The 20,206-nt window shown below is 37.6% G+C and carries 20 protein-coding genes; 11 read left to right on the top strand and 9 right to left on the bottom strand.

The annotated features are described in order from the left end of the window. Nucleotides 1-7: 7 nt before the first annotated feature. Nucleotides 8-403, top strand: a complete 396-nt coding sequence (locus EDX97_RS06235) for a DUF3021 domain-containing protein (RefSeq protein ID WP_128520305.1) — start codon at nt 8-10, stop codon at nt 401-403. 21 nt (nt 404-424) lie between these two features. On the opposite strand, the gene EDX97_RS06230 is transcribed toward EDX97_RS06235, so the two are convergent. Next, nucleotides 425-1,108, bottom strand: a complete 684-nt coding sequence (locus EDX97_RS06230; RefSeq protein WP_221175900.1) for a dioxygenase family protein — start codon at nt 1,106-1,108, stop codon at nt 425-427. A 196-nt stretch (nt 1,109-1,304) separates the two neighbouring features. Here EDX97_RS06230 and EDX97_RS06225 point away from each other — a divergent pair, with 196 nt between their 5' ends. Continuing rightward, nucleotides 1,305-1,652, top strand: coding sequence for a winged helix-turn-helix transcriptional regulator (locus EDX97_RS06225; protein WP_128520304.1), 348 nt, complete (start codon nt 1,305-1,307; stop codon nt 1,650-1,652). Between the two features lie 46 nt (nt 1,653-1,698). Further along, a complete protein-coding gene (locus tag EDX97_RS06220; protein ID WP_128520303.1) occupies nt 1,699-3,453 on the top strand; it encodes a 1-deoxy-D-xylulose-5-phosphate synthase in 1,755 nt (584 codons plus the stop codon). Between the two features lie 68 nt (nt 3,454-3,521). Here the strand turns inward: EDX97_RS06220 and EDX97_RS06215 are convergent, their stop codons facing one another. Beyond that, complete coding sequence (locus EDX97_RS06215; RefSeq protein ID WP_128520302.1) at nt 3,522-5,114, bottom strand: hypothetical protein; 1,593 nt, start codon at nt 5,112-5,114, stop codon at nt 3,522-3,524. A 123-nt stretch (nt 5,115-5,237) separates the two neighbouring features. Between EDX97_RS06215 and EDX97_RS06210 the strand changes: the two genes are divergently transcribed. From EDX97_RS06210 to EDX97_RS06195, 4 genes are all read left to right on the top strand, one after another. Next, nucleotides 5,238-6,626, top strand: coding sequence for a TldD/PmbA family protein (locus tag EDX97_RS06210; RefSeq protein WP_128520301.1), 1,389 nt, complete (start codon nt 5,238-5,240; stop codon nt 6,624-6,626). Further along, on the top strand, nt 6,619-7,944 hold the full coding sequence (locus tag EDX97_RS06205; protein ID WP_128520300.1) for a TldD/PmbA family protein: 1,326 nt from the start codon (nt 6,619-6,621) through the stop codon (nt 7,942-7,944). Before EDX97_RS06210 ends, EDX97_RS06205 begins: the two co-directional genes overlap by 8 nt. A gap of 10 nt (nt 7,945-7,954) precedes the next feature. Beyond that, on the top strand, nt 7,955-8,725 hold the full coding sequence (locus tag EDX97_RS06200) for an enhanced serine sensitivity protein SseB C-terminal domain-containing protein (RefSeq protein ID WP_128520299.1): 771 nt from the start codon (nt 7,955-7,957) through the stop codon (nt 8,723-8,725). A gap of 70 nt (nt 8,726-8,795) precedes the next feature. Further along, complete coding sequence (locus tag EDX97_RS06195; RefSeq protein ID WP_128520298.1) at nt 8,796-9,929, top strand: toxic anion resistance protein; 1,134 nt, start codon at nt 8,796-8,798, stop codon at nt 9,927-9,929. On the opposite strand, the gene EDX97_RS12250 is transcribed toward EDX97_RS06195, so the two are convergent. Further along, the gene (locus EDX97_RS12250; RefSeq protein ID WP_183164294.1) at nt 9,909-10,166 is read right to left on the bottom strand and encodes a sugar phosphate isomerase family; all 258 of its coding nucleotides are present in this window, start codon (nt 10,164-10,166) and stop codon (nt 9,909-9,911) included. The genes EDX97_RS06195 and EDX97_RS12250 overlap by 21 nt on opposite strands. Here EDX97_RS12250 and EDX97_RS12105 point away from each other — a divergent pair. The 3 genes from EDX97_RS12105 to EDX97_RS06180 all read left to right on the top strand — a co-directional run bounded on the left by EDX97_RS12105 (nt 10,117) and on the right by EDX97_RS06180 (nt 12,712). Next, complete coding sequence (locus EDX97_RS12105) at nt 10,117-10,248, top strand: hypothetical protein (RefSeq protein WP_276330008.1); 132 nt, start codon at nt 10,117-10,119, stop codon at nt 10,246-10,248. The two genes, EDX97_RS12250 and EDX97_RS12105, sit on opposite strands and share 50 nt — an antisense overlap. A 1-nt stretch (nt 10,249) precedes the next feature. Then, entirely contained in the window at nt 10,250-10,978 is a 729-nt protein-coding gene (locus tag EDX97_RS06185) for a PTS system mannose/fructose/sorbose family transporter subunit IID (RefSeq protein WP_221175899.1), read from the top strand. A 345-nt stretch (nt 10,979-11,323) separates the two neighbouring features. Beyond that, nucleotides 11,324-12,712: a glycoside hydrolase family 1 protein gene (locus EDX97_RS06180; protein WP_128520296.1), complete on the top strand. Its 1,389-nt coding sequence runs from the start codon at nt 11,324-11,326 to the stop codon at nt 12,710-12,712. Nucleotides 12,713-12,740: 28 nt separating this feature from the next. Here EDX97_RS06180 and EDX97_RS06175 read toward each other — a convergent pair whose 3' ends face one another. Continuing rightward, nucleotides 12,741-15,932 (bottom strand): CAP domain-containing protein, encoded by a 3,192-nt coding sequence (locus EDX97_RS06175; RefSeq protein WP_183164293.1) that lies wholly within the window; start codon nt 15,930-15,932, stop codon nt 12,741-12,743. 215 nt (nt 15,933-16,147) lie between these two features. Continuing rightward, complete coding sequence (locus tag EDX97_RS06170; protein WP_128520294.1) at nt 16,148-17,503, bottom strand: dicarboxylate/amino acid:cation symporter; 1,356 nt, start codon at nt 17,501-17,503, stop codon at nt 16,148-16,150. A 268-nt stretch (nt 17,504-17,771) separates the two neighbouring features. On the opposite strand from EDX97_RS06170, the gene EDX97_RS06165 reads away from it, so the two are divergent. Continuing rightward, entirely contained in the window at nt 17,772-18,095 is a 324-nt protein-coding gene (locus EDX97_RS06165; protein ID WP_221175898.1) for a GNAT family N-acetyltransferase, read from the top strand. Nucleotides 18,096-18,215: 120 nt separating this feature from the next. Here the strand turns inward: EDX97_RS06165 and EDX97_RS06160 are convergent, their stop codons facing one another. The 4 genes from EDX97_RS06160 to EDX97_RS06145 form a co-directional block, all read right to left on the bottom strand. Next, on the bottom strand, nt 18,216-18,617 hold the full coding sequence (locus tag EDX97_RS06160; RefSeq protein WP_128520293.1) for an Hsp20/alpha crystallin family protein: 402 nt from the start codon (nt 18,615-18,617) through the stop codon (nt 18,216-18,218). Between the two features lie 15 nt (nt 18,618-18,632). Next, a complete protein-coding gene (locus EDX97_RS06155) occupies nt 18,633-19,037 on the bottom strand; it encodes an Hsp20/alpha crystallin family protein (RefSeq protein ID WP_128520292.1) in 405 nt (134 codons plus the stop codon). A 13-nt stretch (nt 19,038-19,050) separates the two neighbouring features. Next, entirely contained in the window at nt 19,051-19,437 is a 387-nt protein-coding gene (locus tag EDX97_RS06150) for an Hsp20/alpha crystallin family protein (RefSeq protein ID WP_128520291.1), read from the bottom strand. A 131-nt stretch (nt 19,438-19,568) separates the two neighbouring features. Next, the gene (locus EDX97_RS06145) at nt 19,569-20,195 is read right to left on the bottom strand and encodes a hypothetical protein (RefSeq protein WP_128520290.1); all 627 of its coding nucleotides are present in this window, start codon (nt 20,193-20,195) and stop codon (nt 19,569-19,571) included. Nucleotides 20,196-20,206: the final 11 nt, after the last annotated feature.

The raw sequence follows: 20,206 nt of genomic DNA, 5'->3' as shown, positions 1-20,206 counted from the left end.
GGTCAATATGAAACAAGTCATGAAATCCAGTTGGATTGGTGTAAGTATAGCTTTGCTTATTTTTGTGATCATTGGCATTATCTTTGATCAAACGCACCAAGGCTTTTTACCTCTGGAAAACTATCAATATACAAAAATGGCAGTAGGAACCATCATTGTTGGACTGGGATTTGGGTTACCAAGCCTCATCTACGATAAAGAACAAATACCGTATAGTATGCAGGTGCTTTTCCATCTGGGTATTGGTTGTGCAATCCTTTTGATAACGGGATATATGGTTGGATGGTTTACGAATTTAGTCGGTGCATTTATCGAAATTGGCATGAGCCTTGTTGTTTGGATTGGTTTTGCCTATCATTATCGCAAAGAAGCCAAGCAAATCAATCAACAATTGAAAAAGTAGGACAATCGACGTCCTACTTTTTTATCCAAATACATATCCAGTCATGGCCATGGAGCCTAGGTTACATACATTATTAAATACCTTGACCTTGTCGTTTCTGGCTGCACCTAAACAATACAATAAAGGTAAGAAATGATCGGGTGTTGGTACGGCATAAGCGGCATCGGGATGGGTATCATAATGAATCACAGATGCATGATCATGAGATACGATGGACTGGGTAATGGCATCATTGAATCGATGTGTCATTTCAGTACCATCGGGATTGTCCCATTCCACACGACCTAGGTTATGAACAACGTTACCACTGCCAAAAATCAAATAGCCTTGTTCACGAAGAGAGGCTAGTTTTTGACCCAATTCATAACTTTGTTGCGGATCCAAATGGCGATTTACTGATAGTTGCACAACTGGAATATCGTCATCCGGAAACATATGAACAAGAACCGTCCAAGTGCCATGGTCAATGCCCCACGTATCATTGATGGAAACCGAAGATTCAAGCAAGGATTGGACGGATTCGGTCAATGGGGCATAGCCTGAAACGGGATATTTGACTTCATATAATTCTTTTGGAAATCCGTACATATCATAAATTTGTTTAGGGGTAGGTGCACTTTGAATATAGGTTTGATCCGTAAACCAATGTGCTGAAATTGCCAAGATGGCTTTGGGCTTATCAATCGAATCACCAACGGCTTTCATGGTTTGAGTGATTTCATTATTTTCCTATGCAATCATTGGACTGCCATGTCCCGAAAAAATAATGGGCATTTTCATTGTGATTCCTCCTTAGTATAAAAAATATACTTGATAAAAATATTATACTTATATACACTATAAGCAACAAGTAGGATTTTTTACTAAAGTAAGTATCTTTTCCTTAACTATTGGAGAAATAATGAAAAAAGAAACATGTCAAAAAGCTGGTGAATTTGGAAAGTGTCCATTTGTGACAGCGCAACAATTGTTAAAAGGCAAATGGGCCATCTTGATCATGCATGAATTGAATGAAGGTCCCAAACGATTTGGTGAATTACGAAAAAGTATCGATATTACCCAAGCCACTTTGTCATCACAATTGAAAAAGATGGAAGAAGAAGGTTTGATTTTACGAACCATTTATCCAGAAGTGCCACCAAAAGTGGAATATACATTAACGGATATTGGCAAAGAATTTCATATTGTTTTAGATAGTATTGAAAAGTGGGGCAATGCGTATATTGCATATTTAAAGAAAAAAGCTTGACTTAAAGTATCCTTTAAGTCGTAGGATACTTCCCGGGAGGTATCTTATGTACGATATTTTAAAAACGATTTCTGGTCCAGAAGATGTAAAAAAACTATCAATGGATCAATTACATACATTATCGAATGAAATGCGTGAGGCTTTATTTAACCGTCTAACCAAGATTGGTGGTCATTTTGGACCAAACTTCGGGATGGTCGAAGCTGAAATTGCGATGCACTATGTGTTTGATTCACCCAATGACAAGTTTGTGTTTGATGTTTCGCATCAGTCCTATCCGCACAAGATGTTGACAGGACGTTGGCAAGGCTATGTGGAAGACGAACATTTCTTAGAAGATTCAGGCTATACGAATCCCAATGAAAGTGAACATGACTTCTTTAATGTGGGTCATACATCCACTTCCATCACATTGGCGCTTGGTTTGGCCAAAGCTCGTGATTTAAAAGGGATGTATGAAAATGTTGTGGCTGTCATTGGTGATGGTTCTTTAAGTGGTGGTCAAGCACTGGCTGGTTTGAATGTAGCGGGTGAAATGCATTCCAACTTTATTATTCTTGTGAATGATAATGAAATGGCCATTGCGGAAACGCATGGTGGTCTCTACAAGAGCTTGCAGGATCTTCGCATATCAAAGGGAACTAGCCCTAACAATATCTTTAAAACATTTGGTTTGGATTATATTTATGAAGAAAATGGCAATGATATCGAATCGATGATTGCGGTATTTGAAAAAGTAAAGGATATCGATCATCCTATCGTTGTGCATATGCATACGCAAAAAGGAAAAGGGTATGAAATGGCTGAACAAAATAAAGAAGCTTGGCATTGGTGCCTGCCATTTGATCGAAAAACCGGTTTGCCAACGGTTGATTTTGGTCAAGGTGAAAATTATTTGACCATGACACAAAACTATATCCTTGAAAAAGCGAAAGCCGATCCAAAGTTTGTGGTGATAACACCGGCTATGCCTGGTTCTATTGGCTTGATGCCAGAACAAAGAGAACAACTAAAAAATCAGTATGTGGATACGGGTATTTCGGAAGAAGCAGCGGTTTCTATGGCTTCCGGTGTAGCTCGGAATGGTGGTAAACCATTGGTCATCACCAATATGACCTTTATTCAACGTGCGTATGATCAAATTTCGCAAGATGTTTGTATCAACAACAATCCTGTAACGATGGTCATGAACTTTTCATCGTTTGATGGTTTGACGGATGTGACGCATTTGGGTATTTTTGGTTTATCGACATTTATCAATATCCCCAATTTAGTTGTATTGGCACCTACTTGTGTAGAAGAATATAAAACCATGCTGGATTGGTCGGTCGATCAAACTGATCATCCGGTATTGATCTTGATTCCAGGCAATGAGCCAGTTCATCGAGATGTGGATACCACATATGAAGATTTGAAGTATCGTATCGAACAACAAGGTGAGAAAGTTGCTATCTTAGCTTTGGGTGATTTCTATCAAAGAGGTCAAGAATTAGCGCAAGCAATAGAAGAGAACTTTGGTTTTCAACCAACTTTGATAGATCCACGCTTCGCATCGAATGTGGATGAAGATATGTTGAAGCGTTTGGAAACAAATCATGAAATTGTGATTACCTTAGAAGATGGGGTATTAGATGGCGGTTTTGGTGAAAAGATCAGTCGTTTCTATGGTGCCAAACCGATGAAAGTAAAAAACTATGGGCTCCAAAAAGTTTTCTATGATCGATATGATCCAGCAAAACTATTAGAAGAACTGGGTATGACAACTCCACAAATCATAGAAGAGATCAAACAAATGATATAAGTACTACCGATGGCATTTTGTCATCGGTATTCTTTATAAAAAAAGACCTCCACCAAAGTGGAGGCATATTAATGATTTCGTTTGGTAATAAACATAAGGCCCATTGTGGTGATCAAAAGGCCAAAGAAAGAACCAAGAATATGTGTTTGTGTACTTGTTTGTACGGAGGTTGTTGCAACGGATTGAACCGTTTTTGTTTCTTTTTCGTTATTGATTTGTTCTGTTTTTGACGCTGGATCTTGGGTACTAGGGGTCGTACCTGGATCTGTACTTGGATCTGTACTTGGGTCTGTTCCTGAATCTTCTGTATATGGTTCAACCGATAGTGCCGTTGTAGCTGCAATCTTCTTTTGTTGGATCATGGCACCAACCATGTTTTGGAAACCTTTTCCGTTTGAGTCTACGGCACCAGCGGCAGGAATATACACACGTGTCTTACCATATATGTAAGCTAAAGTAGAAGCCAATTCCATCGATGTATCTTTGGAAGGTTCTTCTTGGGATACTAAGACAAATGAACCATTGTTTGTGATCGAAGTAACACCTGTTGTGGTTTCGATACCAGCCGGTAATGTTAAAGTGAAATCACCATAGTATGTATCGGGTACTTGTAAGGTCAATGTACCGGTATACCATTTGCCATCGGCTTTATTGTAGCGGAAGGTTGTATCACCGACAACTTTGATCTGATCTGAAGATGGTTCTTCACTTAATAGAGTGGCAGATGCATTCAATAATTTTACGGCTAATGGATAACGAGAAACATCCGAAATGTTGTTGTTGGTAATGCCATTGTCATACATTAATTTCCATAGTGCATAAGCGGTGCTTTTATACGCCTGGGCTTCGGTAACGGCATAATCGGTACCGTATTCTCTACTATAGTCTTCCAAAGGATTATTCGAATTTAACATTAAGTAGATCGCGTTGTAGAACGATGTATTGGTGATATCTGTATGGCTATGGCCCGAAGGGGTAGTAGAATGGCCCGAAGAGGGAGTAGAGCCATAATAAGATGCCATTTCCGACGTAAATTTTACCAATTTTTGATAGTTTTCCGTCTTATTTTTGTAGTCATCGTACGTAAATATCGTATCACCTAGAGTGGTATAAAAATCGGAACGAAGCCAATCTGGTGGGCTCAACAAAGCATTGAATTCATTTTCGGACATGATCACGGGTTCCGAAACGACTTTGTATAGATTTAGACCATTGTATGGATAACCAGCATATAATAAAGTTTGAATTTTCTGGATCAATGCTGGACTTAATTTGGTCGTATCGATATTGACATACGTATAAGTAGGTGCCTTAAAAGTTGGCGTATCATGAGGCCAATGGAGTACATTATTCATACAATAAAGAATAATAGTTCCATTTTCAGCTGAATGGATATCTGTAGCCTCGTCATATTCAATCTTTATGGGGTCATTAGCCGATGTTGTGGTATTTTCTTCAGTAGTCGTTGTATCGGTTGTCTGAATATTGGCATTGGATGTATCTTCTGTTGTTGCTTCTACTGTTGTGTTTGTTGTTTCTGTAGCGACCGGTTCTGCTTCTTCCGCATGGATGGTAGAAGAAACCGTTATAAAAGAAAACAGCAGACCAAAGGTAACGCAGAAAAGCAATAAAGGAAAATAGTGTTTGAATCGTGTTTTCATAGGTATTCTTCTCCTTTCTAACAAAATGTTGTGTAAACAACAAAATTGTGATGCCATTATAGCATCTTACATTGCATCCTTCAAAGGATAGGCTATAATAATGGGATAGAATGAGGTGAAAAAATGCTGAAAAAAGAACAATTGGAAGCACTTTTAACACGTGCTATGCATTCTTTCGCAGATTTTGCAGAAATCTTCGAAGAAGAAGGCACAAATGAAAATATTGCCATGATCAATGACGAAGTGGAACGTGTCAATCGCACCCAAAAAGCCGGTGTTGGCATTCGTCTATATCAAGGCGTACAATCTGTATACGGTTATACCAATGATACCAGCATGGAATCGTTAAATGAATTGGTTGATTCCTTGCGGGATGGATTTGGACGGAAGGATACATACATTTCCGTTTCTTTACATCCAGAAACCATTGAAAATAAACATCTTGTGAAAATTGATCCCATCGATGCGAAATTAACCGATAAAGTCGCATTGATCACACGGATGGATACCGCTGCTAAACAATACGATGCACGCATTTCCAAAACACAAACCGGATTATTATCCGTTCGTCAACATGTTCAAATTTCCAACAGTGAGGGAAAATTGGTACAAGATACACGAACTCGATGTCGTTTGGTTTGTTCGGCCTATGCCAATGAAGGAAATAATATGCAGTCTGGTTTTTATGGACCAGGAGCTAGTAGTGGCCTAGAATATTTTGAAACCATTACGCCGGAAGAAATTGGGAAAGAAGCGGCTCGTATTGCGATTGTTATGTTGTCGGCCAAAGATTGTCCATCTGGCAAGATGCCAGTCATTATCGATAATGGCTTTGGTGGTGTCATATTCCATGAAGCTTGTGGACATGCACTGGAAGCAACGGCCGTATCCAAAAACCAAAGTGTTTTTGCGAATAAATTAGGTCAACAAATTGCCAGTACAAAAGTAACAGCTATTGATGATGGTACCATTCCCAATGGTTGGGGTTCAGAAAATATCGATGATGAAGGCAATCCACAGACTCGACGTGTATTGATCAAAGAGGGCATCTTACAGTCGTATATGATCGATCGTTTGAATGGACGTCGTATGGGTATGGAATCCACAGGTTCCGCCCGTCGTCAATCGTATAAATTTGAACCAACGAGTCGTATGTCCAATACATACATTGCTGCTGGTACAGATTCATTCGAATCCATGTTTGTGGGTATCAAAAAAGGTTTATATGCCAAAAAAATGGGCGGTGGATCGGTCAATCCGCAAACAGGTGAATTTAACTTTGCGGTCAACGAAGGCTACTTGATTGAAGATGGTAAGATCACAGATCCAGTGAAAGGCGCTTCTTTGATTGGTACGGGTTCTGAAATATTAATGAATATTGATATGGTCAGTGATAACTTAGAGCGCGGTCAAGGCATGTGTGGATCAGTGAGTGGTTCGATTCCTGTAGATGTCGGTCAACCAGCCATTCGTGTTTCCAGTATTACAGTAGGAGGTACGACCAGTGAATAAAGAACAATGGATCAAGCGTGCCTTACAAAAAGGCATAGAAGCTTTTGAAATTTATCAAAGTGTACAAACGGAAAAAAGTATCACATGGTTTGATGGTCATATGGATACCATGACGACCAGTCATGTATTAGGCACTTCCATTCGTGGGATTTATGATGGAAATATGGCCAATATAGCTATGGAAGAAGTCAATGACGATCAGATGGATGATGTACTAGACGAATTGATTGAACAAGCCAAGGTGATTACGACCAAAGACAAAGATGTGTTACGAAAACCAGAATCCTTTGATGATGTGGAATCACCGAAAGATTGGGTAGCCCCTACAACGGATGACATCAAAGATTGTTTGATGTCATTGGAAAAAGAATTGTTGGCTTATGATCCCCGTGTGATCCAAGTGGCATCCTTGGGATGGGAAGAAAGCACATCCAGTCGCGAAATCACGAATTCCTATGGCATGCACGTAGCCGATCAAACGCAAGTACAATATTTAATAGCCAGCGTTGTTGTGCGTGAAAATGATGTCATTAAAGATGATTATCAAATTGAAATTATTGAAAATTTAAATCAATTTGACCATCAAGCCTTCGTGAAAAAGTTATGTGATAAAGCTTTATTTAAGCTTCATGCCACATCATTAAAGTCAGGCGAATATCCTGTGATTTTCTCTTATGAAGCCATGACATCCTTATTTGGATCTTTTGTGAATTTTTTTAATGGGGATTTGATCTATAAAGGCATTTCACCCATTAAAGATAAATTAAATGAGCGCATCTTTTCCAATAAGATCACGATCATTGATGATCCTCAAAATACCGATTGTTTAACGATTGCGAACTTCGATGATGAAGGTTGCCCAACCCGAGCCAAAGTCCTTGTCAATGATGGCATTTTCGCCAATATGTTGCATGATACAAAAAGCGGCAATCGCATGGGCATGGAATCGACTGGAAATGGTTTTAAATCCGGGTATGCCGGCGCCGTTAGCGTGCAACCTATGAATTGTTATATCGAACCTGGACAATATACGTTGGATGAATTGTGTGAACAAATGAAAGATGGCGTGGTGATTACCGATCTTCAAGGACTCCATGCAGGTTTGGATTTTGTGAGTGGCAATTTTTCTCTACAGGCCAGTGGCTATACAGTCAAAGACGGTAAAAAAGATCATGCTTTGGCATTGATCACAGTGGCTGATAATTTCTTAGAATTAATGAATAAAGTCGTTGAAGTAGGAAATGATCTCGATTGGCAATATCATCAAGTCGCAAGTCCAAGTATTCGCTTTACAAAATGTGCCATAAGCGGCCAATAAGGAGGTTTTTATGCAACAATTTCGAAACACAGCCATGAAACAAGCAATCAAATCATTGCGTCAAGATGAAAATCCCATAACGATTCAACATATGCGCGATTGCTTGGTTGTTGGGCAATTATTAGTACCGGCTCAATGGGATAAAGACCCCGTTAAAGATAATCATGGACAAATGGTTTTCTCACCAGATACAAAATTTCAATTGATGGTGATTGCCGATGATGAAGGCAACTATTATTTTCCAATGTTTACCAGTATGGAAGAATTGCGCAAATGGGATAAAGATGAAGAAGTGCAATCTTTGGTCATGACTTTTGATCAATATTTACCATTTGTGAAAGTGGCCCAACATGATATCCAAGGCATCGTGATCGATCCCTATAGTGAAAATGTACCATTAAGTTGTGAATATATCATTGATATCAGTGAACAAAAAGATAGTGAATTCCAAGCCAGAGATATTCGCGCTGACGATGAATTTGATCTTAGAGAACCCGTTGCGAATGTGGAAGCGATGATCAGCCAACTGCAATATCTAGGAAAACGATATCCGGAAATCAAAGCCATTTATTTTAAAGAACGCTTGGTCAAAGGAAAACCATCTCATTGGCTCGTGATGGTGGACATGGATCCAGAAAATCCAGAAATATTCCGAAGCATGGGAACGACATGTGCCCCTGTTGCCAAAGGCAAAGGTATTGAATTTATGTTTGCTTCTACTCCACAAGGTGAAAAGATTGCACAGGAAAACGAGCCGATTTATCAAGAAAAAACAAATTAACAATTAGGCATATTCTTTATATGGAATATGCCTTTTCTAGTGGTACACTAGAAATAAAGGAAGTAGTACTATGCAAGAAAAACCACATTTAACATTAAATCCAGATGAAGATACGAATATCGAAGAAAATCTCACAAAGAAAAATCCTCCATTGGCAGAAGATATTCAAATTGATGAAAGTCAATTTACTCCCGAAGAAAAGGAACAAATCCAAGAATTTGCCAAAAAAATCGATATTACCGATAATATGGTCGTTTTACAATATGGCATCAATGCCCAAAAGAAATTAGCGAATTTCTCGGATAAAGCCTTAGCTGAAGTACGCACCAAAGATTTAGGCGAAGTCGGCAATATGCTGAGTGATGTTGTTACGCAACTGCGCGATTTTGATGTCAACGAAGAAAAGAAAGGATTTGCCGGACTTTTTAATAAAGGCAAGAATCGTGTCGAAAAATTAACGGTTCGATATAATGCGGTAGAAAGCAATGTGAATAAAGTAGCCACCATGTTGGAAGATCATCAAGTGCGATTGATGAAAGATACCAGCATGTTGGAACAAATGTTTCAAATGAATAATACCTATTATAAAGAATTAAATATGTACATCATTGCCGGTAAACAACGGCTAAATGAAACGTATCAAAAGGAATTACCGGCATTGCGTGCCAAAGCGGAACAAACCCAAAATCCCGAAGATATGCAAGCCGCACAAGATCTTGCCCAAGCCTGCGATCGTTTCGATAAGAAATTACATGATCTACAAATGAGTCGTATGATCGCTATCCAAACGGCACCACAATTGCGCTTGCTGCAAAACAACAATTCCTTGATGATCGAAAAGATTCAGTCAACACTTGTCAATACGATTCCATTATGGAAAAGTCAAATGGTCATTGCTTTGGGCTTGAATCATGCCACCCAAGCAGCCAAAGCACAACGAGAAGTCACCAATACGACCAATGAATTATTACGACGAAATGCAAATGCATTACATACCGCAACGGTAGAAACGGCCAAGGAATCCAATCGGGATATCGTGGATATTGAAACTTTAAAACATACCAATGAACAATTGATCCAAACGTTAGATGACGTGATGCAGATACAAAATGAAGGCCGTCAAAAACGTCAAGAAGCCGAACAAGAATTACGACAAATTGAATCGGAATTGAAACAAAAAGTATTAGAAGTCACAAAGCAATGAAGGCTGGGTATTGACCCAGCTTTTCTTATGGGACGAGAACAAAATATCCGGCAGTTTCGGCCATTCTCTTTGTGGATCTTGATCGCAAAAAACAAGATCAAAAGTAGAGAGGGGAACAAACTTACAAAAAGCTTTCACATTCAATTTATGTGAGTCAAAAACCAAGAGGTTTTGTTTGGCGTTGCGCATGGCAATTTGTTTGATGGCTGTTGTTTCGGTTTCTGCGGTGGATGTCATATCATTCGCAATATCAACACCTACACAAGCAATTGTAGCTGGTGTATCTGTTGATGATGACGATATGGACGAGGTGTTATAATATGAAAAAGAAATTAAGTGAAAAGACATTAAAACGTTCGTGGATGCGTTGGGAAATGGCCTTTGCCTTTTGCGATTCGATGATCCCCGTGTTTAAAGAACTGTATCCCGCTGATGCCCAAGCCCTGCAAGAAGGCATGCAACGACATAGTGATTTTTATTGTACCGAACCACAATTGGGATCAATCATTGGTGGAATCGTTTGTGGTCTTGAAGAAGATCGTGCCAATGGTGCGGAAATTGATGATGAAATGATCAATAGTATCAAGATTGGTTTGATGGGACCATTAGCGGGAATTGGTGATTCAATGATCCCGGGTATGTATATCCCATTGTTGTTGTCGATTGGCGTTGATTTATCAACGGGTGGAAATCCATTGGGTCCACTCTTCTATATGATCGTTTATTTTACTACGGCAGCATTTGGTTCTTGGTATTTATTTAAAAAGGGATATGAACTGGGAACAAAATCCATTGATGCATTGATTGGTGAAAAAGCCCAGAAAGTGCGTGAAGCCATCAATCTATTAGGTGCCATTGTTGTGGGTGGTGTTGGTGCTTCCTATGTGAATTTGAATTTAGCCGTAACTATTGGTGCTATGAATGGTAGTAAAGGAATCGTTGCGAACGATATGATCAATACTATTTATCCAAAATTATTACCATTATGCGTTGTTCTATTGGCTTGGTTTTTGATGTCCAAAAGAATGTATCGGCCATCAAAATGTTAGGTATATTCTTTGCGATTGCCTTGATTGGTGTCGGTATTGGATTATTCTAATGACATTACGAGAATATAATAGCCAAATTATCTATTCGCTGACGAGCCAAGAAGCTTTTAGTGAAGATACAAGTCTATCTTTTCAACAAATTGATACACAATGTCCGGATAAACTAAAGTTTTTATTGCTCAACGAATTTGTGCGAAATGAAATGATCTATGTTACGAATAATCGATTTTATTTAAACAAACAAAAATATCAACACGAAAAGCGCAGGGCATATGTTGTTTATCTATGTATCTTGATTGTTCCAATTATCATAGGATCATGGATGTTCATAAGAGGAGTTGGATCATGAAAAAAACATATGAAATTCCTAATCATTTTATGATTGGAACCAGTTCAAGTGCCTGGCAAATTGAAGGTTGTGCCGGTAAGAAACCAGGACAGGAAAGCTGGGCTGAATTGTTTTATCAAACCAATCCACATCGTTGGTATGATGAAAGGGGGCCACAAAAGGCAAGTGATTTTTATCATCACTATAAAGACGACATCGCCACGATGGCCAAGTTTGGGATGAATACCTTTCGGTTTACGATTCAATGGCCGCGGTTCATGCAAGGCAATGAAGTTGATCCCGATGAATCGGCCTATTATCAAGATGTCATCAATACCATCAAAGCCCATGGTATGAAACCAATCATTTCTTTGGAACATTGGGAGATACCTGCAAAGCTATTCAAAGAACAAGACGGGTGGGTATCCAGAAAAACGATCGATGCGTATCTTCATTATGTGGATTGTGCACTCCATGCTTTTCATGACGATGTCGATACGTGGTTTGCGTTTACGGAACCTAATATTCCTATCGATAATGGATATATCAAAAAGATTTGGTATCCTTTTGTCCATGATCCCCAAAGGGCATATCAAGCTCATTTTCATAAGATCTTGGCAACGGCCAAAGCGGTAGCCTTAGCGCATCAAAAATATCCAAATATCACGATGGGAGCAATGGTGCATATGACACCTATTTATGCCGCTTCCAATGATATTCGGGATGTACAAGCGGCGTATTATACCGATTTGTTTGAGGTTCGTCTTTATTTGGATGCCTACTTAAAAGGCGAAATCCCTTCGGAAATTTTTACGGAGTTAAAAAAGTACAATTGTTTATTTGCGTATGGACCGAATGATCTTGAGATCATTCATGAAAATCCAGTTGACTTATTGGGTATTGATTATTATTTTCCAATTCGGGTCCAAGCTCGAAATACACCTTATGAAGGACCTTTCTGCTCAAAGGTGTATTATGAAGACTATGTTTGGCCAGAACGCGAATACAATGCCAATCGCGGATGGGAAATCTATCCAAAAGCTATTTTGGATGTAGGACGACGTATCCAAAAGGATTATGGTAATAAGCCATGGTTTGTATCAGAAAATGGCATTGGGATCGAAGGAGAAGATCGATATCGAAATGACAAAGGGTATATCGATGATGATTACCGCATCGATTTTATCCAACGACATTTGGGTTATGCTCTACAGGCGAAAGAAGAAGGCTGCAATGTGTATGGTTATTTGATTTGGTCATTTATTGATAATTTATCAGCAATCAATGCTTTTAAGAATCGTTATGGATTGTTGGAATTGGATTTGAATACATATCAACGTATCCCGAAAAAATCATTGCATTGGTTACAAAATGTCATGCAAAAAGGAGAACTATCGGTTGAATAGTTCTCCTTTCTAATTTAAGAATCAATTATTAAATATTTCTTCTTTTCTTAGAAGCTAATACCATGCCTAGAGCAGCTAAGCTGGTTGCTAATTCAGCACTGAATAAATCTAAATGAGTACCAGTGTTGGTAGAAGTGGATGATTGATTTGGTTTTACCTTTGAACTAGTTGATATAGCATTTGTAGATGCATATGGATTTGCCATAGCACTCATACGAGCACGAGCTTGTGTTTCTTTGATGGCCTGTTTATTTGCTTCTTCTCGATCAAAAATCGCTTTGATTTCATCGTATTTGCTTTGCGCTTCTTTACGTGCGGCATACGCTTTATCCAAATTATCTTTTGCGTTTTTAGCAGTTCTTAAAGCATCCCGATATTCTGTCATGGTTGGCATGAGACTATCCATAATATCATCATTGTAAGAATAAGATGGATCGGATTCCCATGGAAGCACAGAATCCGCAGTGATAGCAGCTAGATCTGCTTTTTCTTTTTGAATCTTCGCTAAACGAGTCTTATGGGTGTTAAAATCGGATTCATACTTGTTGATCAAATCTTTTGTAGTACTTTGCTCTTTTTCATTTGCAGCTAAACTATCTTTTGTAGTCTGGATGTTAGATAACGTTTTATCCAGATCCTTTTGTGCATTTGCCACAGCATCCAATTTAGCACGTAAATCAGAAGCGATGGAAGACTTCTTCTTGGCATCAGTTTTAGCTGCATCTGCTGTAGCTTGCGCTTTATTAGTATCTAAAGTGATCGCATCTACAGATGTTTTTAAAGTTTTGACTTTCTCTAAAAGATCATTATGTTTTTTCGTTGATTCATCAACTTTGGCTTGACTGCTCTTTGCTTTGTTTTGTGCATCTTCTGTAGCGTCTTTGGCTTTATCCAAATTGTTCTTAGCAGTATTTAATGTTGCTCCGTATAAATCAACAGCTTTTTGACGTTCTGATACGGTATTTTCTGCATCTTTTTGAGCATTTTCAGTCGCAGTAACAGCACTTGTTTTGGCATCCAGATCAGCTTTGGCATTTGTGATATCAGTGTTTATTTGATTGATCTCATTTTGTTTTGCCGTTTGTTTTTGCTTGTTTTGATCAGCAACTTGCTTTTTGGCTGTAAGATCAGATTGAGCTGAATCGACAGCTTTTTGTGCTACATTAACAGCAGATTTGGATGTTTCGATAGCTTTGCTCAGCTGCTCACCGGATTTATATATTTCTGGCCAATCTTGACTATCTTCTGTACTGTCCCATCCACCATATGTTCGTAAATAATTTATATCTGCTTTAGCGGATTCATATTCGGCTTTGGAATTATTATATGCATTTTTAGAAGCTATCATAGCTCGATTCATTGTATAGTATGCAAATTTTTCTGGTGCAATGCTCTTCCAATATTCATCCAGATAATTCTCAAAATCCGTTACGGTAAAGTCGTTTTCAGGTTTTGATGCCGTTCCAAAGTTTTGGATAGCACTGCCTACAGCTGAGAAACCAGTGACATTCCAGTCAGGATTGACAATATTTAAATAGTGACCAACTGTTGAAAAATTTCTTTCTCCGGCATCATATTTAGCTTTTTCTTGGTCATACCACATGTCAAATGCTGCTTTTTGAGGATTTGTTGAAGTTTGTTCATCTAATTCTGACCATCTAGGAATCATATTTTCACCTACGGAATAAATCTGATCAGAACCTCCCATTGGGAAATTACCGGTATGACCATATAGATTTTTAGCAGCTGTAACATTCACATTATTAGCAGCGATAGCCATCGCATTCGGAGAAATCATTAATTCATTCAATCCCAATTCTTTACGTCTTTCATTGAAGTATTTAATATACGAGATAGCATCTTTCACATGTTTTAATGTAGTGGCATCTGCTTCTTTTGAAGAATCTGTATATCCATTAAGATTTGTATTTTTAATGGCAGTTGTCAAATCTACACCTGTCTTTTCTTGTAACCATGTGTAGAATCCAGCTAGTCCTTTATCATACTCCGTATTAGCTTCATCTGCTTTTGTCTTCAATTCCGGATCATATGCTTTCAATGCAGCATCATAATCTGCTTTGGCCTTATTATAGGCATTCGTAGCCTCTGACAATTTTGTTTCCGCTTGATCCAAGGCTTCATATGCGTCCTTATGATTATTTTTATAGGCATTATATTTGTTCTCTGCATCCGTAACTGCTTTTTGTTTTTCTGTTAAAGTAACTTGAGCAGCATCCAAGTTAGATTGAGCATCTGATACAGCCTTATCCAAGGAATCTTGTTGAGCAGTGATCGATGCCAATTCTGATTGAGCTTGAGCTAAAGTCTGATTCAGTGTGGCAATTTGTGCATTGACGATATCACGAGCAGCAATTGCATCTTGTACCTTTTGATTGGCTTCTTCCAATGCACTTTTTGCATCTTCTAAAGATTGAACGGCTTCTTTATATTTTTCTCCTTGTTCTCCAGTTGTGATCAGATCATATGCATCTTGAGCTTCTTTTTGAGCAGCTTGTGCATCGGCCAAATTCTTCTCTAATTCACTTTGTTTAGATGTTAGCTCATCTAATTGAGTTTTTGCAGAAGCTTCATCCAATACAGCTTGGTTATAATCAGCCGTTTGTTTATCTTTTTCAGCTTGTTTAGCATCTAAATCTGCTTTGGCCGTATTGTATGCGTCTTGAGCAGCATCTGCATTTTTCTTAGCCGTATTGTAATCGTCTTCTGTGATATTTCCTGCATTAGATTTTGCTGTATCCAATGCTTTTTGATACGTATCTTGTGCCTTTGATAGATCTTGTTGCTTTTGGGTTAGTTCATCTTTTTGTTTTTGAAGATCATTCAATTTTTGCGTATTTTCATCCAATCCCTTTTGGCTTTCATCAATCGCTGCTTGCTCTTTTGACTCTTCGGTTGTGATGGTTGAGTCAATGGAAGCTTTAATTTCGTTAGCAGTAGTTTGTTTGTTGTTGTAATCTTTTTGTGCAGATGATTCGTTTTCTTTCATTTGATTTAATTCCGATTGAGCATCCGTTAATTTCTCACTTGTTGTTTTTTGAACTTCTGTCGAATTCGAAGTTTCTGCAGTAGTTGTCGTAGTATCCATAGCATTTGTTGCCGGTTGAATATCTTCTGCATGAATTGTTGTACTAGCCAATGCGGTCATACCTGTAGCTACAAATCCCATAGCTAAACTCTTTTTTAAAGCTAAAGTTTTCATATACATTTCGCCTCTCTCTATTTAGTCATCTTTATACGTTTAACTTCTATACTATAGGATAGTATATTAATTAATATTTGTTAATAACTATTATTACTTAAATATAAATTCAGCATTTTGAAAATGTAGAATCATAGAGATAGAGAGAAAGGATATTGGAGTATTATTTTATATAAAAAAAAGAGAACTATCGCTAAAATAGTTCTCCCTTAATGTTATGCATTCGCATGTTCTAGATCAACGGATTCAGAATCTTGTTTATCTTCTGGATTTTTCTGATTGTATGCGACTAAATCTAATTCGTTTTCCGTTTTTGCAACTAAGACGGTTGCTGTTGCGGCACCAACCACATTGGTTGCGGTACGAGCCATATCGGCAATACTGGAAATTGGTGTTAATAAGACGATAACTTCAACCGGTAATCCAGCAGCAATAAATACAGCTGTTGCGGTAATGGTGGCTGTTCCTGGTACACCAACAGTACCAATGGCTACAACTAACGTTAAGACAATTAAGAAGATGTATTGACCAACGCTGTAATGAATTCCTAATAGATTGATAGCAAAGATAGCAGATACAACAGGCCAAATACCGGCGCATCCTGGCATACCAAGATTGGCACCTAAACTAGCAACAAACGATGCAATATCTTCTTGTACACCTAATTTCTTTAAGGAATCTGTCGTGACAGGAATGGTACCAACCGAACTTTGGGATGTAAAAGCAACCAAACCAGCTGGGAAAATGCCTTTAAAGAAGGCAATTGGATTCAATTTGCCAATCGCTGTCAATAAAGATCCTTCGACTAAGAAAATCTGAATTGCACATAAAACATAAACGATAACAAGAACACTAAGCAAAGGTAATAAATCAGATAATGTATGAGAACTAATGGCACGACCAATCAATGCCAATACAGCATATGGCGTATAATCAATCAAATAACTAACGACGGTACCTAAAATCTTATTGGTTGCATCGACAAATTGTTTAAAGATCTTGATATCGGTTTCGCCATATTTGATCAATGCGTTGTAAGCCAAAGCCACAAAGATGGCAAAAAGCACGATGGGTACGATTTCTCCATTCACATAATGACTGGCTAAATTGGATGGAAATAAATTTGTGATCGTATCAATAAAAGATGGAACTTCTTCTGCTTTATAGTCTGTAGCTAGTTGATATTGGAATCCTTTGCCAATATGGAAGAAAACACTAAACAATAAAGCGAATGTACTCGCAATCAATGTATTCAATAGTAAGAAACCAACGGATTTTAAACCAATCTTTTTTAAATTAATTTTTTCGGTAAGGTTGGTGATGCTGGAAATAATACTAAAGAATAGTAATGGAACAACGATGGCACTGATCAATCGTGTATAGATCGTTCCGAAAGCAGAATAGTAAGTATATTTATTCTTAAAGGCAAGACCAACAATCACGCCAAGACCAACGGCAAGGAAGGTTGCTTTGGTGAAGCTCCAATCTTTTTTCTTTCGTAAGTACCAAATAATCGCATAAAATACAAGGACAAGGCCTAAAGCGGCTAATTCTAAAATATCTATATTCATAATGTTTCTCTCCTCCTAAAAAATATAAATACATAAGTGGTTATTGTTTAAACCAACACATTCGTTTATTCATGTTGCGACAACACATCAAGACCACCTCTTTCTTAAAACTTATATATCTTATGTGATTACTATGATAAATGGAGAGAGTGCTGTTGTCAAATGATATATATATAAACTATAGGAATAATATGATTAATAAATAACACAATATGTTTTGAAAAAAGAAAATAACCCTTACAGTATGAATATAGATAGAAGGAATACGATGAATATTTATTACACAGAAGAAAAGCGATTTACCCAAGATCAAGTCCAACAGTTATTTTTATCTGTTCATTGGATATCGGGTCAATATCCACAAAGACTATATAACGCATTGATGCATTCTTCTACGGTCATTACGGCATGGGATGATAAACACCTAGTTGGGGTGGTTCGTGTTTTGGATGATAGTGAAATGTTGGCGTATATACACTATGTATTGGTGGATCCAGCTAATAAAGGACATGGTATTGCGGGGCATATAATCGAAAGGATCAAAGAAAAATATAAAGATTATTTGTATATCGAATTGATGCCTGAAGAATAAAAAATGCTTCCTTTTATGAACGATTTGGTTTTGAAGTTATGGATGATGGCGTAGCCATGCAACGATGTAACTTCTCGCATTAGCAATAAAAAAACCAGCTTTTTCAAGCTGGTTGAATGCCTATTCGATAGAAATGGTTTCATGATTTTCAATGGCATCTTGTTTATCAGGAACTGTGATTTGTAGTTCACCATTTTCGAAGTGGGCCTTAACATCTTCTGGTTTTACATTGTCGCCTACATAGAAGCTACGTGTATAACGTCCATAATTGCGTTCCTGACGAATGAGCTGATCATTATCATCTTTATCTTCGTGATTTTGATCACGACTAGCTGTGATATTTAATACTCCATCATTCAATTCAATTTGGATATCGTCTTTGTTTACACCAGGCACTTCCATATTGAATTGGATGTTGCCGTCCTTTTCAACGATATCTGTCTTCATGACATCGTTTGAGCCGGTCCATTGGGTATCAAAGAAATCATCAAATAAACGATCAAATGTTGGATAGTACATCATAATATCACCTTCCTATTATTCAATAGAGATATACTGTTTCGTTGCTTCGATCTTCTTTGCTTCCGTTGGTAAAGTAATCGTTAATTCACCATTATCAAAGGAAGCTTTGATATCTTCTTGATGATAGTTATCACCTACATAGAAACTTCTTGATTGCGTTCCTGAATAACGCTCTTTACGAATGATCCGACCATTATCATCTTTCTCATCCGTGTTGCTATGTTTTGTAGCAGTTACTTTCAAATAACCCTCGGTCAATTCAATTTGAATATCTTCTTTTTTGTAACCAGGTACTTCCATGGATAATACATAGTTACCATCTTTTTCAACAATATCGGTTTTTAATACACCGGTTTGACTTGAAAAACCACCATTAAAGAAATCATCAAATACACGTCCAAATCCTGGATAATATGCCATAATTTATACCTCCTTACTCAATTGTGATCATTTTGCTTTTTGCTTCTGGCTCTTTTACTTCCTTTGGCAAGGTAATCTTTAATTCACCATTATCGAAAGAAGCTTTGATATCTTCTTGATGATATCCATCACCAATATAGAAGTTTCTTGAACAAGTACCTTCATACCGTTCTTTATGAACATAACGACTATTTGAATCATCACGATTGGTCTTACGCGTTGCGGTTACTTTCAAATAGCCATCGCTCAATTCGATTTGAATATCCTCTTTTTTGACACCGGGAATTGCCATATTCAATTCATACATACCATCTTTTTCATGAATATCGGTCTTCATTAGTCTGGATGGCTCATCGGTGAAGAAGTCATCGAATAAGTGATTCAATGGATAATATCTCATATATCTGCACCTCCTGTTTCTTTCTACGAGTATAATAACACGTTTTTTAGCAGCGTCAACACAAAAGTGCTAAAAAGTTTATTTTTATAATTTATAGCAATCAAAAATAAAAAGTGCTAAATAAAACAGACCTACACATGTAGGCCTGCATATTCTTCTTTCCATTGTTCACGAGAAAGTTGTTTATAATCATCATCAACTAACACCTTGCCAAAGTTTTCATACAATTCAGTAGGCGTTGTTTTGATTTCCGGAATCTGTCTTTTCAATGCCTTTAAGAAACGCTTGGCTTCTTCGGTTTCCACATCACCAATTCGAATTTCTTTGCCATTGACGGTTTGTACATAGAAGATCGTATAATGACGTGATTCTTGACCACTCAATCGTGTGATCATCTTACGAGGAATATATACTTTTCCCATATACGCCCAATGTTTCGATAAACAAATATCCGAAGGCAAATAGGCCTTTTTGGTCAATGAGAAGGACAATTTATGATATTTTTCATCTTTCATGATTTCCTCTAATTCTTTATAAGAAATCTTATCTTTCACAACCTTTAAACTTTCTGGAATATATAAATAATGAATAATAAATCCCAAAACAACCAAAACAGTCAAAAAATTAAAATGAACGATCCATGAATAAGAAGCCAGTTGTGTTAAGATTACGGCATATTGTGCCAACCAAATGACCTCGATCAAAATCGCAATGATCAGAAGGATCTTTCTTTGTGTTGTATATTTTTCTGTAATCATGATGGTACCTC

Origin of the sequence: Absicoccus porci (genome assembly GCF_003725415.1) — a bacterium.
GTDB lineage: Bacteria > Bacillota_I > Bacilli_A > Erysipelotrichales > Erysipelotrichaceae > Absicoccus > Absicoccus porci.
The sequence above is the reverse complement of the archived record's forward strand: the minus strand, read 5'-3'. Positions and strand labels throughout refer to the sequence as shown.